This is a genomic window from Roseburia sp. 1XD42-34 (assembly GCF_009917385.1).
In the GTDB taxonomy this organism is placed as follows: domain Bacteria; phylum Bacillota; class Bacilli; order Bacillales; family Amphibacillaceae; genus Virgibacillus.
Map to the genome: position 1 here is coordinate 136,837 of NZ_QWLJ01000005.1, position 18,981 is coordinate 155,817.

21 protein-coding genes, 1 pseudogene and 1 other annotated feature are annotated in these 18,981 nt (G+C 37.3%); all 22 genes and pseudogenes read right to left on the minus strand.

Annotated features, from left to right (window positions below; genetic code table 11):
* Positions 1 to 87: 87 nt before the first annotated feature.
* The 22 genes and pseudogenes from queA to mreC all read right to left on the minus strand — a co-directional run bounded on the left by queA (position 88) and on the right by mreC (position 18,975).
* Positions 88 to 1,119 carry a tRNA preQ1(34) S-adenosylmethionine ribosyltransferase-isomerase QueA gene (queA, locus tag D1839_RS04030; protein WP_120378567.1) on the minus strand — a complete coding sequence of 344 codons (1,032 nt, stop codon included), beginning with the start codon at positions 1,117 to 1,119 and terminating at the stop codon, positions 88 to 90.
* 17 nt (positions 1,120 to 1,136) lie between these two features.
* The gene (locus D1839_RS04035; protein WP_166554437.1) at positions 1,137 to 1,337 is read right to left on the minus strand and encodes a DUF2905 domain-containing protein; all 201 of its coding nucleotides are present in this window, start codon (positions 1,335 to 1,337) and stop codon (positions 1,137 to 1,139) included.
* Positions 1,321 to 2,334 (minus strand): Holliday junction branch migration DNA helicase RuvB, encoded by a 1,014-nt coding sequence (ruvB, locus tag D1839_RS04040; protein ID WP_120378566.1) that lies wholly within the window; start codon positions 2,332 to 2,334, stop codon positions 1,321 to 1,323. The genes D1839_RS04035 and ruvB overlap by 17 nt, the downstream gene beginning before the upstream one ends.
* 26 nt (positions 2,335 to 2,360) lie before the next feature.
* The gene (ruvA, locus tag D1839_RS04045; protein WP_286164713.1) at positions 2,361 to 2,987 is read right to left on the minus strand and encodes a Holliday junction branch migration protein RuvA; all 627 of its coding nucleotides are present in this window, start codon (positions 2,985 to 2,987) and stop codon (positions 2,361 to 2,363) included.
* Between the two features lie 76 nt (positions 2,988 to 3,063).
* Complete coding sequence (locus tag D1839_RS04050; RefSeq protein ID WP_120378564.1) at positions 3,064 to 3,795, minus strand: YebC/PmpR family DNA-binding transcriptional regulator; 732 nt, start codon at positions 3,793 to 3,795, stop codon at positions 3,064 to 3,066.
* 538 nt (positions 3,796 to 4,333) lie between these two features.
* On the minus strand, positions 4,334 to 4,891 hold the full coding sequence (locus tag D1839_RS04055) for a YhcN/YlaJ family sporulation lipoprotein (RefSeq protein WP_158589597.1): 558 nt from the start codon (positions 4,889 to 4,891) through the stop codon (positions 4,334 to 4,336).
* 70 nt (positions 4,892 to 4,961) lie between these two features.
* Entirely contained in the window at positions 4,962 to 5,708 is a 747-nt protein-coding gene (gene nadE, locus D1839_RS04060) for an NAD(+) synthase (RefSeq protein ID WP_207710020.1), read from the minus strand.
* A 387-nt stretch (positions 5,709 to 6,095) separates the two neighbouring features.
* Positions 6,096 to 7,049, minus strand: a complete 954-nt coding sequence (gene safA / locus D1839_RS04065) for a SafA/ExsA family spore coat assembly protein (protein WP_120378562.1) — start codon at positions 7,047 to 7,049, stop codon at positions 6,096 to 6,098.
* A gap of 288 nt (positions 7,050 to 7,337) precedes the next feature.
* Positions 7,338 to 8,195: a prephenate dehydratase gene (gene pheA / locus D1839_RS04070; RefSeq protein ID WP_120378561.1), complete on the minus strand. Its 858-nt coding sequence runs from the start codon at positions 8,193 to 8,195 to the stop codon at positions 7,338 to 7,340.
* Positions 8,196 to 8,751: 556 nt separating this feature from the next.
* Positions 8,752 to 10,044, minus strand: coding sequence for a GTPase ObgE (obgE, locus tag D1839_RS04075; protein ID WP_120378560.1), 1,293 nt, complete (start codon positions 10,042 to 10,044; stop codon positions 8,752 to 8,754).
* A 14-nt stretch (positions 10,045 to 10,058) separates the two neighbouring features.
* Entirely contained in the window at positions 10,059 to 10,589 is a 531-nt protein-coding gene (locus D1839_RS04080; RefSeq protein WP_120378559.1) for a Spo0B domain-containing protein, read from the minus strand.
* 315 nt (positions 10,590 to 10,904) lie between these two features.
* Positions 10,905 to 11,195, minus strand: coding sequence for a 50S ribosomal protein L27 (rpmA, locus tag D1839_RS04085; protein WP_050353193.1), 291 nt, complete (start codon positions 11,193 to 11,195; stop codon positions 10,905 to 10,907).
* Between the two features lie 13 nt (positions 11,196 to 11,208).
* Positions 11,209 to 11,538 (minus strand): ribosomal-processing cysteine protease Prp, encoded by a 330-nt coding sequence (locus D1839_RS04090; protein WP_120378558.1) that lies wholly within the window; start codon positions 11,536 to 11,538, stop codon positions 11,209 to 11,211.
* 11 nt (positions 11,539 to 11,549) lie between these two features.
* Entirely contained in the window at positions 11,550 to 11,858 is a 309-nt protein-coding gene (gene rplU, locus D1839_RS04095; RefSeq protein WP_050353195.1) for a 50S ribosomal protein L21, read from the minus strand.
* 14 nt (positions 11,859 to 11,872) lie between these two features.
* Positions 11,873 to 11,946 (minus strand) — a sequence feature (ribosomal protein L21 leader region).
* Positions 11,947 to 12,240: 294 nt separating this feature from the next.
* Positions 12,241 to 13,101 (minus strand): M50 family metallopeptidase, encoded by an 861-nt coding sequence (locus D1839_RS04100; RefSeq protein ID WP_120378557.1) that lies wholly within the window; start codon positions 13,099 to 13,101, stop codon positions 12,241 to 12,243.
* A complete protein-coding gene (locus D1839_RS04105) occupies positions 13,088 to 13,861 on the minus strand; it encodes a M23 family metallopeptidase (protein WP_120378556.1) in 774 nt (257 codons plus the stop codon). Before D1839_RS04105 ends, D1839_RS04100 begins: the two co-directional genes overlap by 14 nt.
* 596 nt (positions 13,862 to 14,457) lie before the next feature.
* A complete protein-coding gene (locus D1839_RS04110) occupies positions 14,458 to 14,760 on the minus strand; it encodes a PH domain-containing protein (RefSeq protein ID WP_120378555.1) in 303 nt (100 codons plus the stop codon).
* Positions 14,761 to 15,401: 641 nt separating this feature from the next.
* Positions 15,402 to 15,734 (minus strand): annotated as a pseudogene (tnpA, locus tag D1839_RS04115) (IS200/IS605 family transposase); the annotation flags it as partial.
* 147 nt (positions 15,735 to 15,881) lie between these two features.
* Complete coding sequence (gene minD, locus D1839_RS04120; RefSeq protein WP_120378554.1) at positions 15,882 to 16,682, minus strand: septum site-determining protein MinD; 801 nt, start codon at positions 16,680 to 16,682, stop codon at positions 15,882 to 15,884.
* A complete protein-coding gene (minC, locus tag D1839_RS04125; RefSeq protein WP_199689931.1) occupies positions 16,675 to 17,364 on the minus strand; it encodes a septum site-determining protein MinC in 690 nt (229 codons plus the stop codon). Before minC ends, minD begins: the two co-directional genes overlap by 8 nt.
* Positions 17,365 to 17,551: 187 nt before the next feature.
* Positions 17,552 to 18,091: a rod shape-determining protein MreD gene (gene mreD, locus D1839_RS04130; protein WP_120378553.1), complete on the minus strand. Its 540-nt coding sequence runs from the start codon at positions 18,089 to 18,091 to the stop codon at positions 17,552 to 17,554.
* Positions 18,091 to 18,975, minus strand: a complete 885-nt coding sequence (gene mreC / locus D1839_RS04135; protein WP_120378552.1) for a rod shape-determining protein MreC — start codon at positions 18,973 to 18,975, stop codon at positions 18,091 to 18,093. Before mreC ends, mreD begins: the two co-directional genes overlap by 1 nt.
* Between the last annotated feature and the right edge of the window lie 6 nt (positions 18,976 to 18,981).

The following is an 18,981-nucleotide window of genomic DNA, read 5'->3' on the forward strand; positions in this document are numbered from 1 at the left end:
CCCTCGGCATATCTAATCTTAGACAATGCTTGTCATTCTGAAAAAATAAACTACAAAGTTTTTAGCGTTACATGAATCGTCTTCATTTTAAGCATAAATAAACATTGCATCTCCAAAACTAAAAAATCGGTATCGTTCTTGCACTGCTTTACCATATGTCTCCATCACTATATCTTTTCCAGCAAATGCGCTAATTAACATAATTAATGTTGACTTAGGTAAGTGGAAATTGGTGATCAAACCGTCAATAGCTTGGAATTGATAAGGCGGATAAATAAATATATCCGTCCAACCGCTTGCTTCTCTAAATTCCCCATTATTATCCCTGGCAATCGTTTCTAAAGTGCGGGTGGAGGTGGTTCCTACTGAAATAATTCGCCCAGCTGATTGCTTTACGTGATTAAGCGTATCTGCTGTATGCTGATCCATATGATAAAATTCTGCATGCATCTTATGGTCTTCCACTGTTTCTGCACTTACAGGACGAAATGTACCTAGTCCAACATGCAAAGTAATAAATGCAATATTCACACCCATTTGTTTTAATTCATTTAATAATTCCGTGGTGAAATGAAGTCCAGCTGTTGGTGCCGCTGCTGACCCTTCTTCTTTTGCATATACCGTTTGGTACCGTTCCTTTTCTGAAAGCTGTTCCTTTATATACGGGGGTAATGGCATTTCCCCTAGTTGATCAAGTACTTCATAGAAAATACCTTCGTATGCAAATTGAACGACTCGCCCACCATGTTCTTTTATTTCTGTGCAAGTTGCAGTTAAGAGACCATCTCCAAAACGAATCACACTTCCAAGCTTCACTTTCTTAGCAGGCTTGGCAAGTATTTCCCACGAATCTCCTTCCACCTGATGTAAAAGCAATACCTCAATACTTGCACCTGTTTCCTCTTTCACTCCATGGAGCCTTGCCGGCAATACACGTGTATTATTTAACACCAGACAATCTCCAGGCTGTAAATATTCCTTTATATCAGGGAAATGGCGGTGAGCAATTTCTTTTGTTTGTTTATTTAGAACAAGAAGTCTGGAAGCCGTTCGTTCTTTTAACGGGGTCTGGGCGATTAATTCTTCTGGTAAATCAAAATCAAATTCTTCAATATTCATGAGAAACTCCTTACGTATTATCTAAACTTGCCAAAAATATAAAATAACAAGGTTAAAATTAAACTAACAACAATAGAAGTGACAATTGGAAAATGAAAAACAACGTTCCCTTTTTTCCACGTTATATCTCCTGGTAACTTACCAATAAAACTCCAGATAACACCGATAATCAGAAAGATAATCCCTAGTAAAATAAATAGTTTACCTAGGTTCATCATTCACTCTGTCCTTCCATCCGAAATGTTTGTAAGCTTCTGGCGTTACAACTCTTCCCCTTGGTGTTCGTTGAATAAACCCGATTTGTAATAAAAATGGTTCGTACACATCTTCAATCGTTTGTGGCTCTTCTCCAATTGTCGCAGCAATTGTATCTAAACCAACAGGTCCACCTTGAAAATTGTTCATAATTCCTTTTAACAATTTATGATCGATATGATCTAAGCCTTGTTTATCCACTTGCAGCATTTCCAATGCTTCACCTGTAGTAGATAAACTGATTTTTGCTTCTCCTTTTACTTGTGAAATATCACGAATCCTTTTTAATAAACGATTAGCTATTCTTGGTGTTCCTCTAGATCGTTCAGCAATTTCCAGTGCAGCTTCTTTGGTAATGGCTGTATTAAAAATATCGGCAGTACGCTCAATAATCATACATAAATCTTTAGCATCATAAAAATCAAGCCTACTTAATACACCAAAGCGATCACGCAAAGGAGCTGATAATAAACCTGCTCTCGTTGTTGCTCCAACTAATGTAAATGGAGGTAAATCAATTCGGACAGATCTGGCACTTGGTCCTGAACCAATCACAATATCAAGGAAAAAATCTTCCATCGCTGGATAGAGTACTTCTTCTACTGTTCTTGGAAGGCGGTGAATTTCATCAATAAATAATACATCGCCAGGCTCTAAAGATGAAAGAATTGCTGCTAAATCTCCAGCTCGTTCAATCGCCGGACCTGAAGTAGAACGGAATTGGACACCCATTTCATTGGCGATGATCGCCGCTAAGGTCGTTTTCCCCAGCCCCGGCGGTCCGTATAAGAGTACATGATCTAAAGGCTCCTCACGCATTTTGGCTGCTTGGATAAAAATGCTTAGATTCTCTTTCACCTTATGTTGACCGATATATTGCGCCAAGGTAGTCGGTCGTAAACTTAATTCCACGGAAACGTCTTCTTCCTGCAGTTCGCCTGTGACCATACGATCTTCCATTTGTCTCCCCCTTTCTTTATTCACACCTAGTTTTTCATTAGTAACGCTAGTGCTTTGCGTACTAATGCATCAGTCGTTTCTGTCTCAAGCTGTTGTATTTTAGGTAAAGTGGCTTGTATTTCTTTTTCCGAATACCCTAAAGCTTTCAAAGCTTCTTTCGCGTCTTGTACAGAAGCATCATCTATGCGAGGTTCTGTTATTGTCTGTTCTTCATTTGCAGTTGTTGCAATTATCAGTTTCCCTTTCAAATCAAGGATAATTTGCCTTGCTGTCTTCTTTCCAACACCTGGAAAACTTGTTAAAAATCGTTCATCTTCTCGTTCAATAGCTGCAGCAAACTCACCAACATGAACAGAAGCCATAATGGCAATGGCTCCTTTTGGACCTATTCCAGATACAGAAATAAGCTTGGTAAATAAATATTTCTCCTCTTGGTTTTTAAATCCATATAGCAACTGCGCATCTTCCCGAACATGTTGATAAGTATATATCTTGACATCCTTATTTTCTAACGATTGAAATGCATATGGATTAGCACAAATAATTTCATAACCAATGCCCTGTACATCCACAATAATAGCATCATCTTGTATATATGTAAGCTTTCCTCGTACATAAGCAATCATTTTCTCTGCTCCTTTTACCTTATCCATTCATTCTATCATAAATCGAAGTAAATGAATAAACTTCTATTTCTTCTCTAGAAATAGAAGTTTGGAGTTTAAACGATTATTCCGTTACTTCAAGATTATGATGAATATCTTGCACATCTTCATTTTCTTCCAATGTTTCAATTAAATTCATCATAGGAGAGGCATCTTCTTCCGATAAAGAAGTAGTTGTCTGTGGAATTAGCGTTACTTCTGAATCGGCAATGGAGTATCCTGCTTTATTTAATTGATCTACAACGGATTTTAAGTCCTCTGGAGCACTAAATATTTCAAACATGCCATCCTCTACTTCTATATCCTCTGCTCCAGCTTCCAATGCTTCTAAAGTCAATTCATCTTCATCTATTTCTTCTTGCTCGTCCGTAATAACAATATACCCTTTTCGATCAAACATAAATGACACACTGCCGTTCTCACCTAAATTTCCATTATTTTTTTTAAAAGCATGTCGTATGTCTGCAGCGGTTCTATTTTTATTATCTGTTAACACGTGAACAATTACCGCTACGCCACCAGGTCCATATCCTTCATATGTTAGTTCTTCAAAACTTGCACCGTCTAATGTTCCAGTGGCCTTTTTAATAGCACGATCTATATTATCATTTGGCATGTTATCTGCTTTTGCTTTGTCAACAGCTAAGCGAAGACTTGGATTTGTTGTTATATCACCGCCTCCCTGCTTAGCAGCAGTATAAATATCTTTTGCATGGCGCATAAAGATTTTCCCTTTTTTTGCATCTTGTGCATTTTTTCTTCTTTGAATATTTTTCCATTTAGAATGACCAGCCATAGGACATTCTCCTCTCTAGAAATTTCCTTTATTACTATACCAAATATAAGTCAATTCTTAAAGAGATAGCGTATGATAGCACAAACTTATCTCCATAAACGGACACCATTATGTACACACTTTATTTCGTTATAAGGTGCTGTAAGATTCTCGCTTCAGAAGTCGGGTAATCTGTACTACAACAAGTCTAAATGGGTGAAAACAGCTCCTAATGCTCAATTTCGTAAGGGAACTTTCGGTATACCATTTACAGTACTAACAAGCTGTTGGGGATGAATGAAAATTTCGCTGTTTGAAAATTCACTGTTATAGAAAGTAACATTCCATTGTTTTTTTAACTATTTTACTGCATGCACGAAGCAATCATTTTACTAAAGATAAAGCGGGAGTGGGGCTTCAACGAGTGGATTTTTTCCAACCTACTGACTTTCGTACTAAAAACTATCCCAACGAAATTGGAAATGTACTTACAGTGGAATCCGACTCTAAGGATGGAGGACTCACATGTAGTATTAGCCCTCCATTTCAAGCATCCATTTTATTTTAAGAATTGGTTTATCCATTCTTCCATGTTCTCTCCGTTATCCTTTGCTTCGAGTCTGGCATCCAAATTTCGCATCTTTTCCCAATGCGTGTTGTCTGTGTAAACAATAATTTCTTTATTTGAGTCAGGTAGAAGCTTTTTTACTTCCTTTTTAATTTCGTTACCAATATCTCCGCTAACATGCGTACTCAATATAACTCCAACCAAGATGCGATCATTTGTTGATGCAACCTGTGCCTGCACAATTTGTCTCTTTTTTTGTAATGCCTCTGATATCATTATTGCTTCTTCATTGGTAAATGGATCAGAATATCCACTGTTAAAATTCGATTCATTGATTTTTTCTTGTTTACTTTGAGGATAACCACCTTTTTCACCAATCGATTGTTCACGAATATTTAAACGTTCTTTTCTCTCTTTTTCTGTCTCATAATGGATAGGTGGCGTTTGATTATCTGTATTTCGAATAGCGTTATTTTCAGCTTGCTGCTCATTCGCACACCCAATCAAATGAATCAGGGCGATTAACATTAGCCCTAACCATACACGCATGTAAAAACACCTCCTTACCATTAGTTTGGATCATGGAGGTGTTTTTACACAGTTAATATAAGGGAAGCCGCTATTTTTTCCGTGAAAAGAAAGGCAAAGCTTCGCGTTTGTGCGCTGTGCGTCGATGCAACATTTCAATTTTCTCACGCTCAGCTTTTGGAATGTCCTCTCCCTTAAGATAAGCATCTATCGTTGCATAACGAATCCCCATTTCCTGCTCGTCACTTTGTCCTTCCCACAGATCTGCGCTAGGTTGCTTATTTAAAACAGAAGAAGGAATGTTTAAACAAGCGGCTAATTCCTTGACTTCTCCTTTTGAAAATTCAACAATAGGAAGAATATCTACACCGCCATCTCCATACTTAGTGAAATATCCTGTATACCACTCCGCAGCATTATCTGTACCAACAACGAGGTAATTATGATTTGTAGCAATCGTGTATAAGGTACTCATTCGTAGTCTTGCACTTAAATTAGCTTTGGCCATTTGCTCATTCTTCTCTTGATACATATGATTGGTTTCTAATTTGGATTGAATCAAGTTATACATATTGTCTCTCGTCTCAGTCAGGTCAATCATTATATGATCAATGCCACAGGCTTGAACAACTGCTTCTGCATCCTTCAAGGAACCTTCACTTGTATGAATAGGCATGATTACCCCTAAAGAATTTTCTGGACAGGCTTTTTTGATTAATGCAGCTACAACGGCTGAATCAATGCCTCCACTTATACCTACTACTAATCCTTCAACCCCTGTTTTCTCGACTTGCATTTGTAACCAACTGACAATGCTCTCTACTTCTTTTTGCAACAAACTGATCACTCCTTTTATTCCTTAGCTATTGGGTCTCTGCTAATCTGTTTCCTTTTTTAAATTTGTTAAAACAGCATTTCGGATGGTTATAGGCACGTTCTGTTTTTCACATACATACTTACTTTGTTAATTATCATACCATTAATATCTCCTGTTTGAAAATTATCCTTACCCTTGCCGAACAAAAAATATTATTGAAGAAGCTTATTGAATGGAGTAACTATGGTTTGGCTCTTATGTATGGTTTTTAAAAACCCGCTAAAAATGTAACAAATTTGAAAAATACTTTTAATCGATGAGAAGTATCAGAGGAGGCAATATCTTTAGCTATCCACCAGTTTTTTACGAACAAAAAAGAGACGATGGAAATTTCGTCCCTTTTAACAATTATTCACTTGGCTCATCATTATTTTTTTGCTGCATCCCAGGAACTGTTGAATAGCCAGGTGGCATCGGAAATGGCATTTGGTTCACGTTATGCTGAAATGGAGGGTACAATGGGGCAGCTGATGTATGCTGTTCTGTTCTTTCGTCTGCCTCTTCGCCACGGTTCATGCCTTGCATGCTCCATGATGGCATCTGTCCATTCCAAGCAGCCATATTCGGATCATTCATCATGCTGCCTTGCATGTGCGGCATGTTTTCATATCCCATATATGGCATTGCACCATCATATCCCATCATATTGCCATAGTTTCCATGATAGTATGGCATTGGCTGCATCGCCATACCATGACAAGCCCAAGGATTAGGTCCCATCGTTTGAAATGGTATTTGCGGGTAGCATGGATCCATTACGTAACAACATAGTGGCACCATAGGTACTTGTGGCTGCAGCATGGGCATTGGTTGAGGCATTGACTGCTTTTTAGGTTTAACTTGCTTTTGCTCCTCTTTTGGCTTTTCTTTCTTTACAGGTTTTGGCTCTTCTTTTGGTTGAACCGGCATTGGCGGAAAGTTGATGGTTGTATAATTTTGAAATTCTTGTTCCATCATCGGCATTTGCATCATTGGCTGAACCGGCATTGGCGGCATAGATGGCATTGGTGGCGTAGATGGTTTCACCATTTTTGGCTTTTCTTTATCATCTTCCTTGATAACCGGCATTGGTTTTGACGTCATGTGCTTATATGGCTGTTCTTTTGGTTTCTGTGTTTCTTTCTTATGCGCTTGCTGCTTTACAGATTTAGAATCACCTGGGATTTTTACTTTCATCCCAGGCATAATCATGTCTGGACTTGAAATTTGATTATTAAGTTGCTTTAATTCTTCAAAATCCACGCCATACTGTTGCGCTATTTCCCACATCGTATCGCCTTTTTGTACAATGTGTATCTTCAAATTAATCAAACTCCTCTCTTGTCATATCTGGGCTAATACTCTATATCAACATATGCAAGGATAGTTTAAATGTTGATTAATTTTAAGAACAGAAAAGCAACTAAAGAATGGCATTGACAATTTTAAAGCTTCATAATGGGAAGTTTTCATCTGTGGAGCTTACTATTCCACGCTGATGGTACACTGTTTCTCAAAGCTGGTTCTCCAAGCCCCTCTTCCGGTCCCCTTCCTAAGATGAAAAGATAGGTCTTCCGTTACAGGCTGATATTATAGAGCGAATTCTACAACTCACAGTTTATCTAATTGATACACTGGATACGTCCCTAGAACTGTAACTTGACAGCCTAAAGCTTCTAATTCTCCTTTCACACTTGGAAAAAGCACATCATCATAAGGTTGATTGACATCAATGATAAAGAAATAATTCCCTAATCCCGTTTTCATCGGGCGTGATTCAATTTTAGATAAATTCATTTTCCTCCAAGCAAAAGCAGATAATACTTGATGTAAAGCGCCAGCAAAATCACTTGGAAGCGTAATTAATAGTGTTGTTTTTTCCGATCGAATAGGATGTTTAATCTTGACCATTTCTTTTTGCTTACTTAGCACGATGAACCTAGTGTGATTATTCGGAAAATCATGAATGTTTTTCTGCAATGTATTCAAATGATAGATGTTAGCTGCTAATTGATTGCCGATAGCCGCCACTGGTTCATCCCGTTTACTGATCAGTTCCGCAGCTTTACCAGTTGAAGACGTAAAGTGAATGGTTGCATTCGGCAAGTACTGATGAATATATTGGTGACATTGCGCAATGGCATGACTATGGGAATGAATTTCCTTGATGTCGGATAATTCCCCTTTGAAATTAGGATGTACTAACAAATGTTGTTGTATGGGCACAACAATTTCTGCCATAATTGGAAGGCGTACTTGGTGTACTAAATAATCCACTGTCAATTGAACTGTTCCTTCAATGGCATTTTCCAAAGGAACGACACCAATATCAATTTCATCTTGGTTCACTGCATCAATACATGCCGGTATGGTTGAAAAACTATACTTTGCTTCACCATTAAACGTCTTATCTACTGCTAATTTTGTAAAAGTTCCTTTTGGCCCTAAATAGCCAATGGTCGCTGTCACTACTATATCCCCCTTATTTTCTTTTGCCTAATTGCCACTACCAAAGCTTGCAATAAAGCTCAGGCTAACACGTAAAAAGTGTTAACCACCATTTTAAACAACAACTAAATCATTAAATACCTTGAAAAAGGCACAGCGCCCGGTTAGCAACGTAGCGAATGGAACGAATCAACTAAAGTTTTAGGCATGGTGAGGCACGAACCAATGATGACTTATCGTAGGGCGATTCGTGAAGTCGCCTAGTTGTTGGGCGCTTGCGCCGGACGTGCTAGTCGGTTATTTCGTTATACATAAGCACCTCATTTTTAAGTTTCCTATACAATAAAAAAGAAAAAACACATACGATAAGTCTCTGACTAAGTTATACTTGCTCTTGAAAAAGAAAAATTGCTTTTTTAGCAAATTGCCTCCTGTGGGCCACACCTTGAAGACTCGATCGAACCGACATTAGACTGTCCCTCATCTCCCACTTCTTTGTATCGCCTAAGACTCTCGAAGTGGGAGCTTATGTTACCTTACATTCTGGATTAAAAGCACCCTGTCCATTCATAAGCAGTCAGTCCATAAATTCAAACTCAAATTCTAATAAGCGAACGGTATCTCCATCCTCAGCGCCGCGTTTTCTTAATGCATCATCTACGCCCATTTTTCTGAGCTGTCTAGCAAATCGCTGCACCGCTTGGTCATGATTAAAATCAGTCATTTTAAATAATTTCTCTATTTTTTGCCCTGATAAAACATAGGCTCCATCATCATCCCTTGTAATTACAAACGGGTCTTCCTCTCTATGATAACGGTATATGACCTTTTCTTCTTTAGGAGCAGCTCCATCATCTTCGTCCATAGACTCTTTAGGAATCTCCTCTAATTTATCTGCAATTGCAAATAAAATATCTCGCACGCCGTCTTTTGTAAGTGCCGATATTCCATAAACAGGGAACTTATCTTCCAGCTTTTGCTTAAATCGCTCAAGATTTTCCTCAGCACCTGGCATATCCATTTTGTTAGCTGCAATTAACTGCGGGCGTTTTGTTAACTTAGGATCATACTGTTCTAATTCTTGGTTAATTTTAACGAAATCTTCGTAAGGATCTCGACCTTCTGTTGCAGCCATGTCAATGACATGAACAAGCACTCTCGTTCTTTCTACATGACGTAAGAATTGGTATCCTAAGCCAACCCCTTCATGTGCACCTTCAATTAAACCTGGAAGGTCAGCCATCACAAAGCTTCTTTGATCATTTGTATCTACTACACCTAAATTTGGAGCTAGTGTTGTAAAATGGTAATCGGCAATTTTGGGTCTTGCCGCACTGACAACAGATAGAAAGGTAGATTTCCCAACACTTGGAAAACCGATTAAGCCAACATCAGCAATTAATTTCAGCTCTACCTTAATTTGTCGTTCCTGTCCAGGCTCTCCATTCTCGGCTATATCTGGTGCAGGGTTTCTAGGCGTTGCAAAGCGAGTGTTCCCTCGGCCACCTCGGCCACCTTTTGCTATGACGGCTTCTTGATTATGGGTAGTCAAATCGGCAATTAATTCTCCAGTGCTTTCATCAGTGACAGTTGTTCCTGGTGGGACGGGGACAACTAATGGCGTTGCGTTTTTGCCATGTTGATTTTTACTCATTCCGTTCTCGCCCCGTTTTCCTTTAAAATGGCGATTATAGCGAAAGTCCATTAATGTGTTAAGTCCTTCATTCACTTTAAAAATAACATCTGCTCCATTACCACCATCGCCTCCAGCTGGGCCTCCTTTAGGCACATACTTTTCCCGACGATATGCGACAAGACCATTTCCTCCATCTCCAGCTTTCACATAGACACTTACCTGATCTACAAACATATCCTCACCTCTTTTCAATTACACGGTACAAAAAAGGAGCATTCGACAGCACAGCTTTCTCTACTTACAGTCAAAGGAAAGTGAGCTTCCATTGTATGCAGCATCCGTTGCAACTGTTGCTGATTGTTTAATCCATTTATTGTAAACTGGATTTCCATCAAATGATGCTCTTCTTGCTTTATTACTAAATTAATCGTTACGAATTCATCTGTTTTTTTAATTTCTCTTACAAATGTAACTATTTGCTTGCATTGTTCAGTTAATTCCTGATCTATACTTTTTATTTGCTTTCCTTCTATATGTATATCATAATCTAATTTTATATCCACATACATATATGCATTCTCCATCACCCATAAACAGAATTCCGTCGCTTGTAATTGCATTAATTTTCGTTCTAGGTGATAATTCTGTATCACATCAGCTGTTTTTTCTTCTACTTTTTTTACGTTGCCCATGGAAGCATAACCGTGAATAATTTGTAAATGATTCATTAAATCATGCCGGTAGTACTGCATTAAACGAACAACATCTTCAGCTCTCATATAATATCCTCCCACATGTCCAAAAGTATAGCAGAAAATGAGTAAAAGATCATTATTTCTTATTAACAAGATTTTTAACGGACAGACAAAATATTTTGTGGGCAGATAATCTAAACAGTTGATGTAAACAGAGGCCCAAGAAGCAAAGCAGGTCCTTAGTCAAATGTGGTGGTGGATACTACTCTCCACCATCTCTTTTTAACTGATTTCAAATTAATTTTTAAGCTCTTGTTGCCATAGGACTTCGCTGCCATAGATCTATATAAACTTTGGAAATTTAAAAACTCCAACCAAACATTTGGCTGGAGTTTCGTATTATGCTTCTTTAGCAACAGGATATACACTTACTTTTTTACGATTGCGGCCATAGCGTTCAAATTTCACAACACCGTCAATTTTAGAAAAAAGTGTATCATCTCCACCGCGACCAACATTTTCACCAGGATAAACCTTTGTTCCACGTTGACGATAAAGAATAGATCCACCTGTTACAAATTGGCCGTCAGCACGTTTGGATCCAAGTCGTTTAGCTTCAGAGTCACGACCGTTTTTTGTACTACCAGCACCTTTTTTCTGTGCGAAAAACTGTAAATCTAGACGTAGCATAAGATACACCTCCTTACATATCTTGGATAGTAATAAATTGTTGATACTCCTGTTCTATAGAAGAAAGCGATATTAGCATCCCTTCAAATAATAACTGCACCCGCTCCATCTTTTTACTGGCAATAGAGCCTGGAATCGTTACATAAAGGTAACCGCCAGCACCGCCCTGCTCAATATCAAGGTCTACTTCACATAAAGTGAGAACTGCATTTATAGATCCAATGGATACCGCAGATACCCCTGCGCATACTAAATCATAACCATATGGACCACTTTCAGCATGTCCCGAAAGCTCAAATGCTCTAATTCGATCATTTTCACGAAATACAGTTACTTTAATCATACGTTTACCCTTTAAGCATTGATTTTATCAATCACTAATTTAGTATAAGGTTGACGATGACCTTGCTTACGATGATAATTCTTTTTTGGTTTATATTTGAAAACAGTAATTTTCTTTTGACGACCGTGTTTAGCAACTTTTGCAGTTACAGATGCACCTTCAACATATGGAGCACCAACTTTCACATCATCTCCACCAACGAAAAGAACTTTATCAAAAGTAACCGTTTCATCTTGGTCAGCAGCAACCTTTTCAACAAAGACTTCTTGGCCTTCTTCTACTTTGATTTGCTTACCACCAGTTTCAATAATAGCGTACATGCTTTTTGCACCTCCCATAAACTAAGACTCGCCATACAGGTACTCCATATGGAGTTTTAAAACCTGTTCTGCGCGGTTGTAGCACTGGTGCTACGATGAATAACGTATTAATGTTACCATTACAGTATATACCTTGTCAATATGTTTATCAGAACTAAAGTCAAATAAACAACAACTGCTACTACTCTTTACCGTTTTGTATTCTTGATAAACGTAAAGTGAAGTGATTCGGATACGAATTGTATCACGTGCCTAAATTCAGAAAATCCTGTCAAGTCTTTGATTTTTTGACAAACTATTTTGAAATTTAGTTACATTACCCATTTTAACATGGCTTGATCTAAAATCATTATCAGGACTACAAAATATTGTAACATTAAAGTTACCTGTTTCCTACTCCACCAATGGTGGCTTTATATTGTTTTTCATTAAAATAACAATGTAAGCATACGGATTCATCGATAATCTTCACTGTATGATTCGGATATAAAATATGAATATCGTGGTCCCGCCCTTGATAAAATCGTGAAAATACGTCTAGTAGCGCGGTTTCAGATTTCACCGTAATAGAACTTCTTCGCTTATTTGGCTTATTTCTCTTCTCATATCGTTGAAGCAGAAATCTCATAAACGCATAATACCGTTTCTGCCATTCATTTTTATTCTCAAACAATAAAAAGAGGAACAAGACAAAGGTGCTTAATGTAAAAGGGATAATGATCAATTGTGCAAAGAGCAGAAGTACACAAGTAATGAGTGAAAAATAAATAGTACGATAATACGCAAGCTTATATGGCCATTTTGTTGATAAAATGAGTTGAAGTAATTTCCCCCCGTCTAGGGGTAAGATCGGTAGTAAATTAAATAAAAATATGGCGGTATTATAGTACATAAATGTATCGATAATCGATGGAGATAACAATCCAGTATCGGCAACTATAAGCATAGCACCATATAAAACAATATGTTGAAAAGGTCCAGCGCAAATGACTAGAACTTCTTCCTTTACAGGTCTAGTTCCATGTTCTTCTGTATCCATGACCCCGCCAAAAACCCAGAGCATGATTCTCTTTATTCGCCACTTGAATTTTAATGCCATAGTATAATGACCTAATTCATGAAAAAACACGATAAACAATAAAATAATCAATTGCACAAACGTACCTGTAAAAAAAGAGATAATAAGAAAAAGCAGTAAAATAGGATGCATATGCACTTTAGGAAATAGATTATTCCACATCATCAACTTTTATCACCTGTACCGGATCAATATATTGATTATCCTTTTCAATGGAAAAATATACAGCTTGGTTTTTATCCGTTGGGGCAAACTGGCCAATTGCCTGATTTGCTGCCACATGCTCATATAAATGAACATCTATATTACTTAATTCCCCATATGTTGTTAAACTATTATCTGGATGTTGAATAACAATGGTTTTATTTGTCCGGCGATCATTCCCTGCAAATATAACAATACCTTGTCCTAATGCTGTTACATCGGACTTTCCATCAGTAGAGATTTTTATCCCTGTACCATTTGTTTGAAAGGATTCGGAAACACTGCCATTGACGGGCAGCGCCTGCGAGTTATCGCTCATTTCCTGATGATTGGATTGACTGTCAGGTATGAAAGCAAGAGGACTACCAAACGTATCTTGATACCAAAGATTTACCTTAGCAAATGGAAATTCCTCTACTAAAGCAGTACTTAGGATTGATTTAGCTGACTGTAATCGGGGTGAATCGGTTTGCCAAATAATCGCAACGCTCAGGAATAAGATCGCGGAAAGAATCCCTTTCCATATAAGCCCACTAACTATTCTTCCATGTTGGCTATTGCTTGATCCTGTAGCAGTATAGAGGGGGTCAAACCCATGCTTTTCTTCTTCTTGAACAAATGGATCGGCAATTTGCTTTGCTATATTTGTCCGTGATGCAAAATGACGTGATTTTTTCCTTTGTTCAATGGATTGACGAACCTTCTTTACACCTTTACTCATATACCTCACATTCCTTCTGGTCTCGTTTGTACAAGTATATGAGGAATATTGCAATTATATGTTAGAAACAAAAGACAAGCCGTATAACTGTGTAAATGTAAAAAGATAAGTGGTTCTATTTGATATAAAAAGCAAAACTCCTGACCAAATTCTAGTCATTGAACTACAGAAAACACATATTTGATATGCTCGTAACCTCTCCATCTATGTTTGAGTCGATACCTTTTGACCATTGAATTTGATATTAAATCGAGGCAATAATGAAGATTATTAATTTGATCCACAGAACAAAAGTCCAAGCGCCCGTTTAGCAATGTAGCGACTAGAGCGAAGCAACTAAAGTTTTAGGAATCATGGTGAGGCACGAACCGATGATGACTTAGCGTAAGGCGCATTTCTAAAGATGCATCGTTGCTGGGCTCATGCGTCGGACGTGGTTAGTCGGTTATTTCGTTATCCGCAAGCATCTCATTTTATAGTTGCTCACTAGCGTTACATAAAAATTTCAAGCAAAAAGCCAGAGGACTTTTTTTCATACTTAAAGGAACTTCCTTTTCTGTTCTCCCATGCATAGCAGGGGGATTAATCTGGAGTTATTATTGGCTACTATGTCCCAGCCCTATATTGATTTCAGGGTTCACATTTTTTAACTGTTCAACAAATAATTTTTCATTTTTAGGAGAGATTTGTACAGTTTTATACTTATCATAACTTATCTCAATTCTACGCACAGATAAAGCTAGAGATACAAAAGGGTTGGTCGTCTCTCTGATGGTTGTAATATCTTGTATATTAACAGACAATTTAATGATTCCATATCTAATAACTAATACGTTATTATTTATTCTATAACGAGTAAAAAACCAAATGAGTACTATAAAAACTGTTAAAAAAATCAAATAACAATACCTATAATACTAGATATAATACTAGATATAATAATTGAATTATACAAAAAATTTAAAAACAATATTATCATCGCCCAAATTATTATTCCCATCCAAATATTTTTTGATTTGAACACCAAGTTATCATCTCCTATTTATTGTAATTATTATACCATCCCTTCACTGAGCGCTCCAATGCATTCCTCGCTTTTCTGTGAAAGATAATATACCGCTGAATGTATTTTTGCCCCTAGTCCTCTAGCATTTTCCGGTAATTTTTCTAGTTTATCGCACCAATAAAAAATCCATTCCAAAGGTTGTGGATTTATATATGAAACGTCTTTACTATTTCTATCTGTTTCTCCTCTTCTCTGCGTTCTCTATTGCACGGTTTAAAAGTTTTCGCTAAATGTGATATGAGTCAATTTGGTTGCCAATGGGATAACGGGACTGAGGAAAGTCTTCTTTTTGAAAATCTTTCTGCTGTATACCCTGGATCACCGGCGCTATTCGTAACTGCTTGTGTAACTTCTAACGAATAACATTGCGCAGAGAATGCTTGCATTTCTTCTTAAAATTCACTGGTTGGCTTTTGTCGTACAATAACATGTTAATTTTCTTGGGATACCGGTTTTCCATTTTTTCTCCAACCTATAACCTTCCCCCCAAAAGTGCCTATTATCAAACTTATATCTCCAGTTTGCATACTTATCAAAAATCATAAGGGCGCTTCTTCCATTTAAGTATCCCATAAAGTTTAGATACCGCTACTTTTGGTGGAATGCTCACTAACATGTGCACATGATCAAGCATAAGATGATCTTCTATGATTTCCACTCCTTTGTATTTACACAGTGTTCATAATTTTTTTCCGATACTTATCCTATATTGATTATAATTTATTTTTCGTCTATACTTTGGAGTAAACACAATATGGCACTTACTTAGCATTTTGTATGTGCCAAACTATTCGCTTTTTTAGCCAATGAATCACTGATTCCCACTCGCGCATAGCAGGTGGTTTTCTGTTTCGCACGCTGATGCGAGCTCAACGGACTAAAAAAGTCATAATAAAAAAGCAGGAAACCCCTGCTTTTCATACGTGATAATATAATGTAATAATGCAAATCGGTCTAAGAGCGCATTCCAAAAAACTGCTTAATCTTTTGCATCATTCCTTTTTCTGTATCTAACGATTGTAAAGGAACCGTTTCACCGAGAATTCTTCTTGCAATATTGCGATAAGCTATCGAAGCTTTGGAACTCGGTTTATATGCAACTGGTTCCCCTTTATTGGAAGCTTTAATAACTTCATCATCATCAATCACAATACCAATTAGATCAATAGACAAAATTTGCAATACTTCATCGATATCCAGCATATCCCCATTTTTCATCATATGGTTGCGAATCCGGTTAATAACTAAGCGAGGAGGCTCTTCCATCTCTTCTTTTTCCAGTAACCCAATTATTCGATCAGCATCTCTTACACTTGACTTTTCCGGTGTAGTAACAACAATTGCCTTATCAGCGCCTGCAATCGCATTTTGAAATCCTTGTTCAATTCCGGCTGGGCAGTCGATAATAATATAATCGTATTCCTGTTTAAGTTCAGCAACTATCCGCTGCATTCCATCAGCTGTGACTGACGTTTTATCACTCGTTTGCGCCGCAGGTAATAAGGATAAGTAATCAAAGCGTTTGTCTTTTATTAGTGCTTGTTTCAGCTTACACCTTTCTTCAATAACATCCACAATATCATAGATAATCCGGTTTTCCAGCCCCATGACTACATCAAGGTTCCTTAATCCAATATCTGTATCTATTAAACAAACTTTTTTATCCATTAAAGCCAACGCAGTACCAATATTGGCAGTAGTCGTTGTTTTACCAACCCCACCTTTTCCAGATGTAATAACGATCGCTTCACCCATTTAGCATTCTCCTTTCGAACCTGTTTATCTCTCTTCGTCTTTGAGAAAGAACCTGGAGCCGATCAATAATTATCTTATCCTTCTCTTCATCGACTAATCCACATTCCATGTACACACCATCAGATTCATAGTCTGGAGCACGACTTATATAATGTGCAATTCTTAATTGCATCGGGTTCATATAAGATGCAACTATAAATGCTTGTTTGTCTCCATCAATTCCTGCATGAGCAATACCTCGTAGATTTCCCATGATAAAAATATTGCCTGTCGCAGTTACCTTTCCCCCAGGATTTACATCACCAATCAGTAATAAATCACCTGTTATATGTAGAACTTGTCCAGAGCGCACAATTCGATTCATTGCTTTAATTTCACTATTTTCCTGCCACTTGCGGACTTCTTCCCGAGGAACGACATCAGATTCAATCGTTTGAATGGTGAAGCGATTTTCAGCGGTAATTATTTTTTTTAATAGGCTCATTTGGTCATCTTTTAAAAATCGATAGCCTAATTTTACTCTTACAGCTACAACTGGCTCCGTATTTGCAGGCCTGCTTTCATTCATTTTGTATTCCAGTTCCTGTATAGCTTTATCAAACGAACATGTATCGTCAATAAATAACGTGAGCCCATCTTTTGTACCTTTCATTGTGATTAATTGCTTTTTATCTTGTGTCACACGTCCACCTCATTCTATACATTCGAAAGATTGGAAAATTTCTTCAATAAAATGTAACAAACAACTTTACGCTTATAAAGCTGTTTTTTCAAAAAGGGAGAGGAATAGGATGAATTTCTAAATAACGTCATTACATATGACTCTAAAACACCATCTATCCACTTCCTCCAATTTTTCGAAACCGATCTTAAAATGTATTTCCTTTAGTTATTTGATCTTTTCCCCAGTCTGTCAGCTTTTTAGCAAAAAATGGGTATAAAAGGAGCAAGAATACCAAATTTGACCCTACTGTTGGCAATAAACGGCTGGTGAAGTAATCACTCCAAGCGGTATCGGTTATACCAACTACCGTGTAAATGAGATAAATCAGCATATCACTAACTACCAACCCAACAACACCTAATAAAGCCACTACTAAAATATTTCCATGCAGTAACTTTTTTAATCCATAGATCAGATAAATCGTACATGCATACGAAAACATATAAACGCCTAGTAAATCCGTATAAACCATATCTATCAGCAAACCAAATATCAAGGCATACAATACAGAGAAATGTGTCCTGTCATTGTCATAGAATACAGCTATAAAAATAAGAAAAACGAATACCCAATGCGAAGCAATTAACAAATCTGTTTTTAATAAGCTTTCAGGAAGTAATTCCAGTGCAACACCTTCCAAAACCAAGATAAGTAGAAGGATAAGAGGCAAGTAGAAGCGTTTCATTACTCGCCCTCCTCTTCTTCACTTTCTGGATTTGCATCTGTTTGCACAGCACGATCAACCACAATTACTTGGTTAATTTCGTACATGTCAGCAGATGGCTTTACCAAAGCCGTTTTTGTTAAGCCATACTTATCTGGAACTACTTCTTGTACTTTTCCAATATGAAGTTCTGCTGGGAATACGCCTCCCATCCCAGAGGAAACAATTAGTTCATCTTTCTTTATATCTTTTTTAGATTCTTCGATTATACGAAATATAAGATGTTTACTCTCTTTATCATATCCTTCAATCATACCGACAATATTATCGCCTTTTCGATTGATTTTTCCGGAGATTCGATTAAATTGGTCAAAGCCAGTAAGCAACTGTACAGTAGCAGAGTTCTCCGATGGGGTCATCACTTTCCCCACCATTCCTTCAGCTGTAATAACTGCCATATTCTTTTTAATTCCATCATTTTTCCCTTTATTTATTGTAATCTGTTCCAACCATCGTTCTGGCGACCTTGAAATCACCGTTGCTTGAATCGACTTATAGTTACGCATGGAATCTTTCTCTGTAAGTTCAAGATTGTTTCTCAATTCATCATTCTCTTCTTTTAATTCTTGAGCTTCATAAATTAGACCTTTATATTCGGCAAGTTTCTCTTTTAATAACCGATTTTCCTTGTACGTATCTTTAAAATCTCCAATGTTTCCCGTAATATCTGTCACTACATTTATCGGGGCATGAATGATACCTTGCGCCAAACCGACCGTATCATTGACTATTTCTTCAATAATTGTTAGTTCTTCTCGATCCCTTAAAGAAAAACCAATTAAAACTACCAGTAATATAAAGCCAATTAACAGTATAAACAATCGCTTTTTACGTAAAAAAGACATATTAAC

Bases quoted from the DNA above. Each gene is read 5' to 3' on its own strand.
- D1839_RS04035 (WP_166554437.1), bottom strand. From the start codon at position 1,337: ATGATGAACCTAGGTAAACTATTTATTTTACTAGGGATTATCTTTCTG.
- D1839_RS04050 (WP_120378564.1), bottom strand. From the start codon at position 3,795: ATGGCTGGTCATTCTAAATGGAAAAATATTCAAAGAAGAAAAAATGCA.
- rpmA (WP_050353193.1), bottom strand. From the start codon at position 11,195: ATGCTACGTCTAGATTTACAGTTTTTCGCACAGAAAAAAGGTGCTGGT.
- mreC (WP_120378552.1), bottom strand. From the start codon at position 18,975: ATGTCTTTTTTACGTAAAAAGCGATTGTTTATACTGTTAATTGGCTTT.
- D1839_RS04055 (WP_158589597.1), bottom strand. From the start codon at position 4,891: ATGCGTGTATGGTTAGGGCTAATGTTAATCGCCCTGATTCATTTGATT.
- ruvB (WP_120378566.1), bottom strand. From the start codon at position 2,334: ATGGAAGATCGTATGGTCACAGGCGAACTGCAGGAAGAAGACGTTTCC.
- ruvA (WP_286164713.1), bottom strand. From the start codon at position 2,987: ATGGATAAGGTAAAAGGAGCAGAGAAAATGATTGCTTATGTACGAGGA.
- mreD (WP_120378553.1), bottom strand. From the start codon at position 18,091: ATGAAACGCTTCTACTTGCCTCTTATCCTTCTACTTATCTTGGTTTTG.
- D1839_RS04100 (WP_120378557.1), bottom strand. From the start codon at position 13,101: ATGATGTGGAATAATCTATTTCCTAAAGTGCATATGCATCCTATTTTA.
- minD (WP_120378554.1), bottom strand. From the start codon at position 16,682: ATGGGTGAAGCGATCGTTATTACATCTGGAAAAGGTGGGGTTGGTAAA.
- rplU (WP_050353195.1), bottom strand. From the start codon at position 11,858: ATGTACGCTATTATTGAAACTGGTGGTAAGCAAATCAAAGTAGAAGAA.
- D1839_RS04105 (WP_120378556.1), bottom strand. From the start codon at position 13,861: ATGAGTAAAGGTGTAAAGAAGGTTCGTCAATCCATTGAACAAAGGAAA.
- D1839_RS04090 (WP_120378558.1), bottom strand. From the start codon at position 11,538: ATGATTAAAGTAACTGTATTTCGTGAAAATGATCGAATTAGAGCATTT.
- D1839_RS04080 (WP_120378559.1), bottom strand. From the start codon at position 10,589: ATGAGAGCTGAAGATGTTGTTCGTTTAATGCAGTACTACCGGCATGAT.
- obgE (WP_120378560.1), bottom strand. From the start codon at position 10,044: ATGTTTGTAGATCAGGTAAGTGTCTATGTGAAAGCTGGAGATGGAGGA.
- queA (WP_120378567.1), bottom strand. From the start codon at position 1,119: ATGAATATTGAAGAATTTGATTTTGATTTACCAGAAGAATTAATCGCC.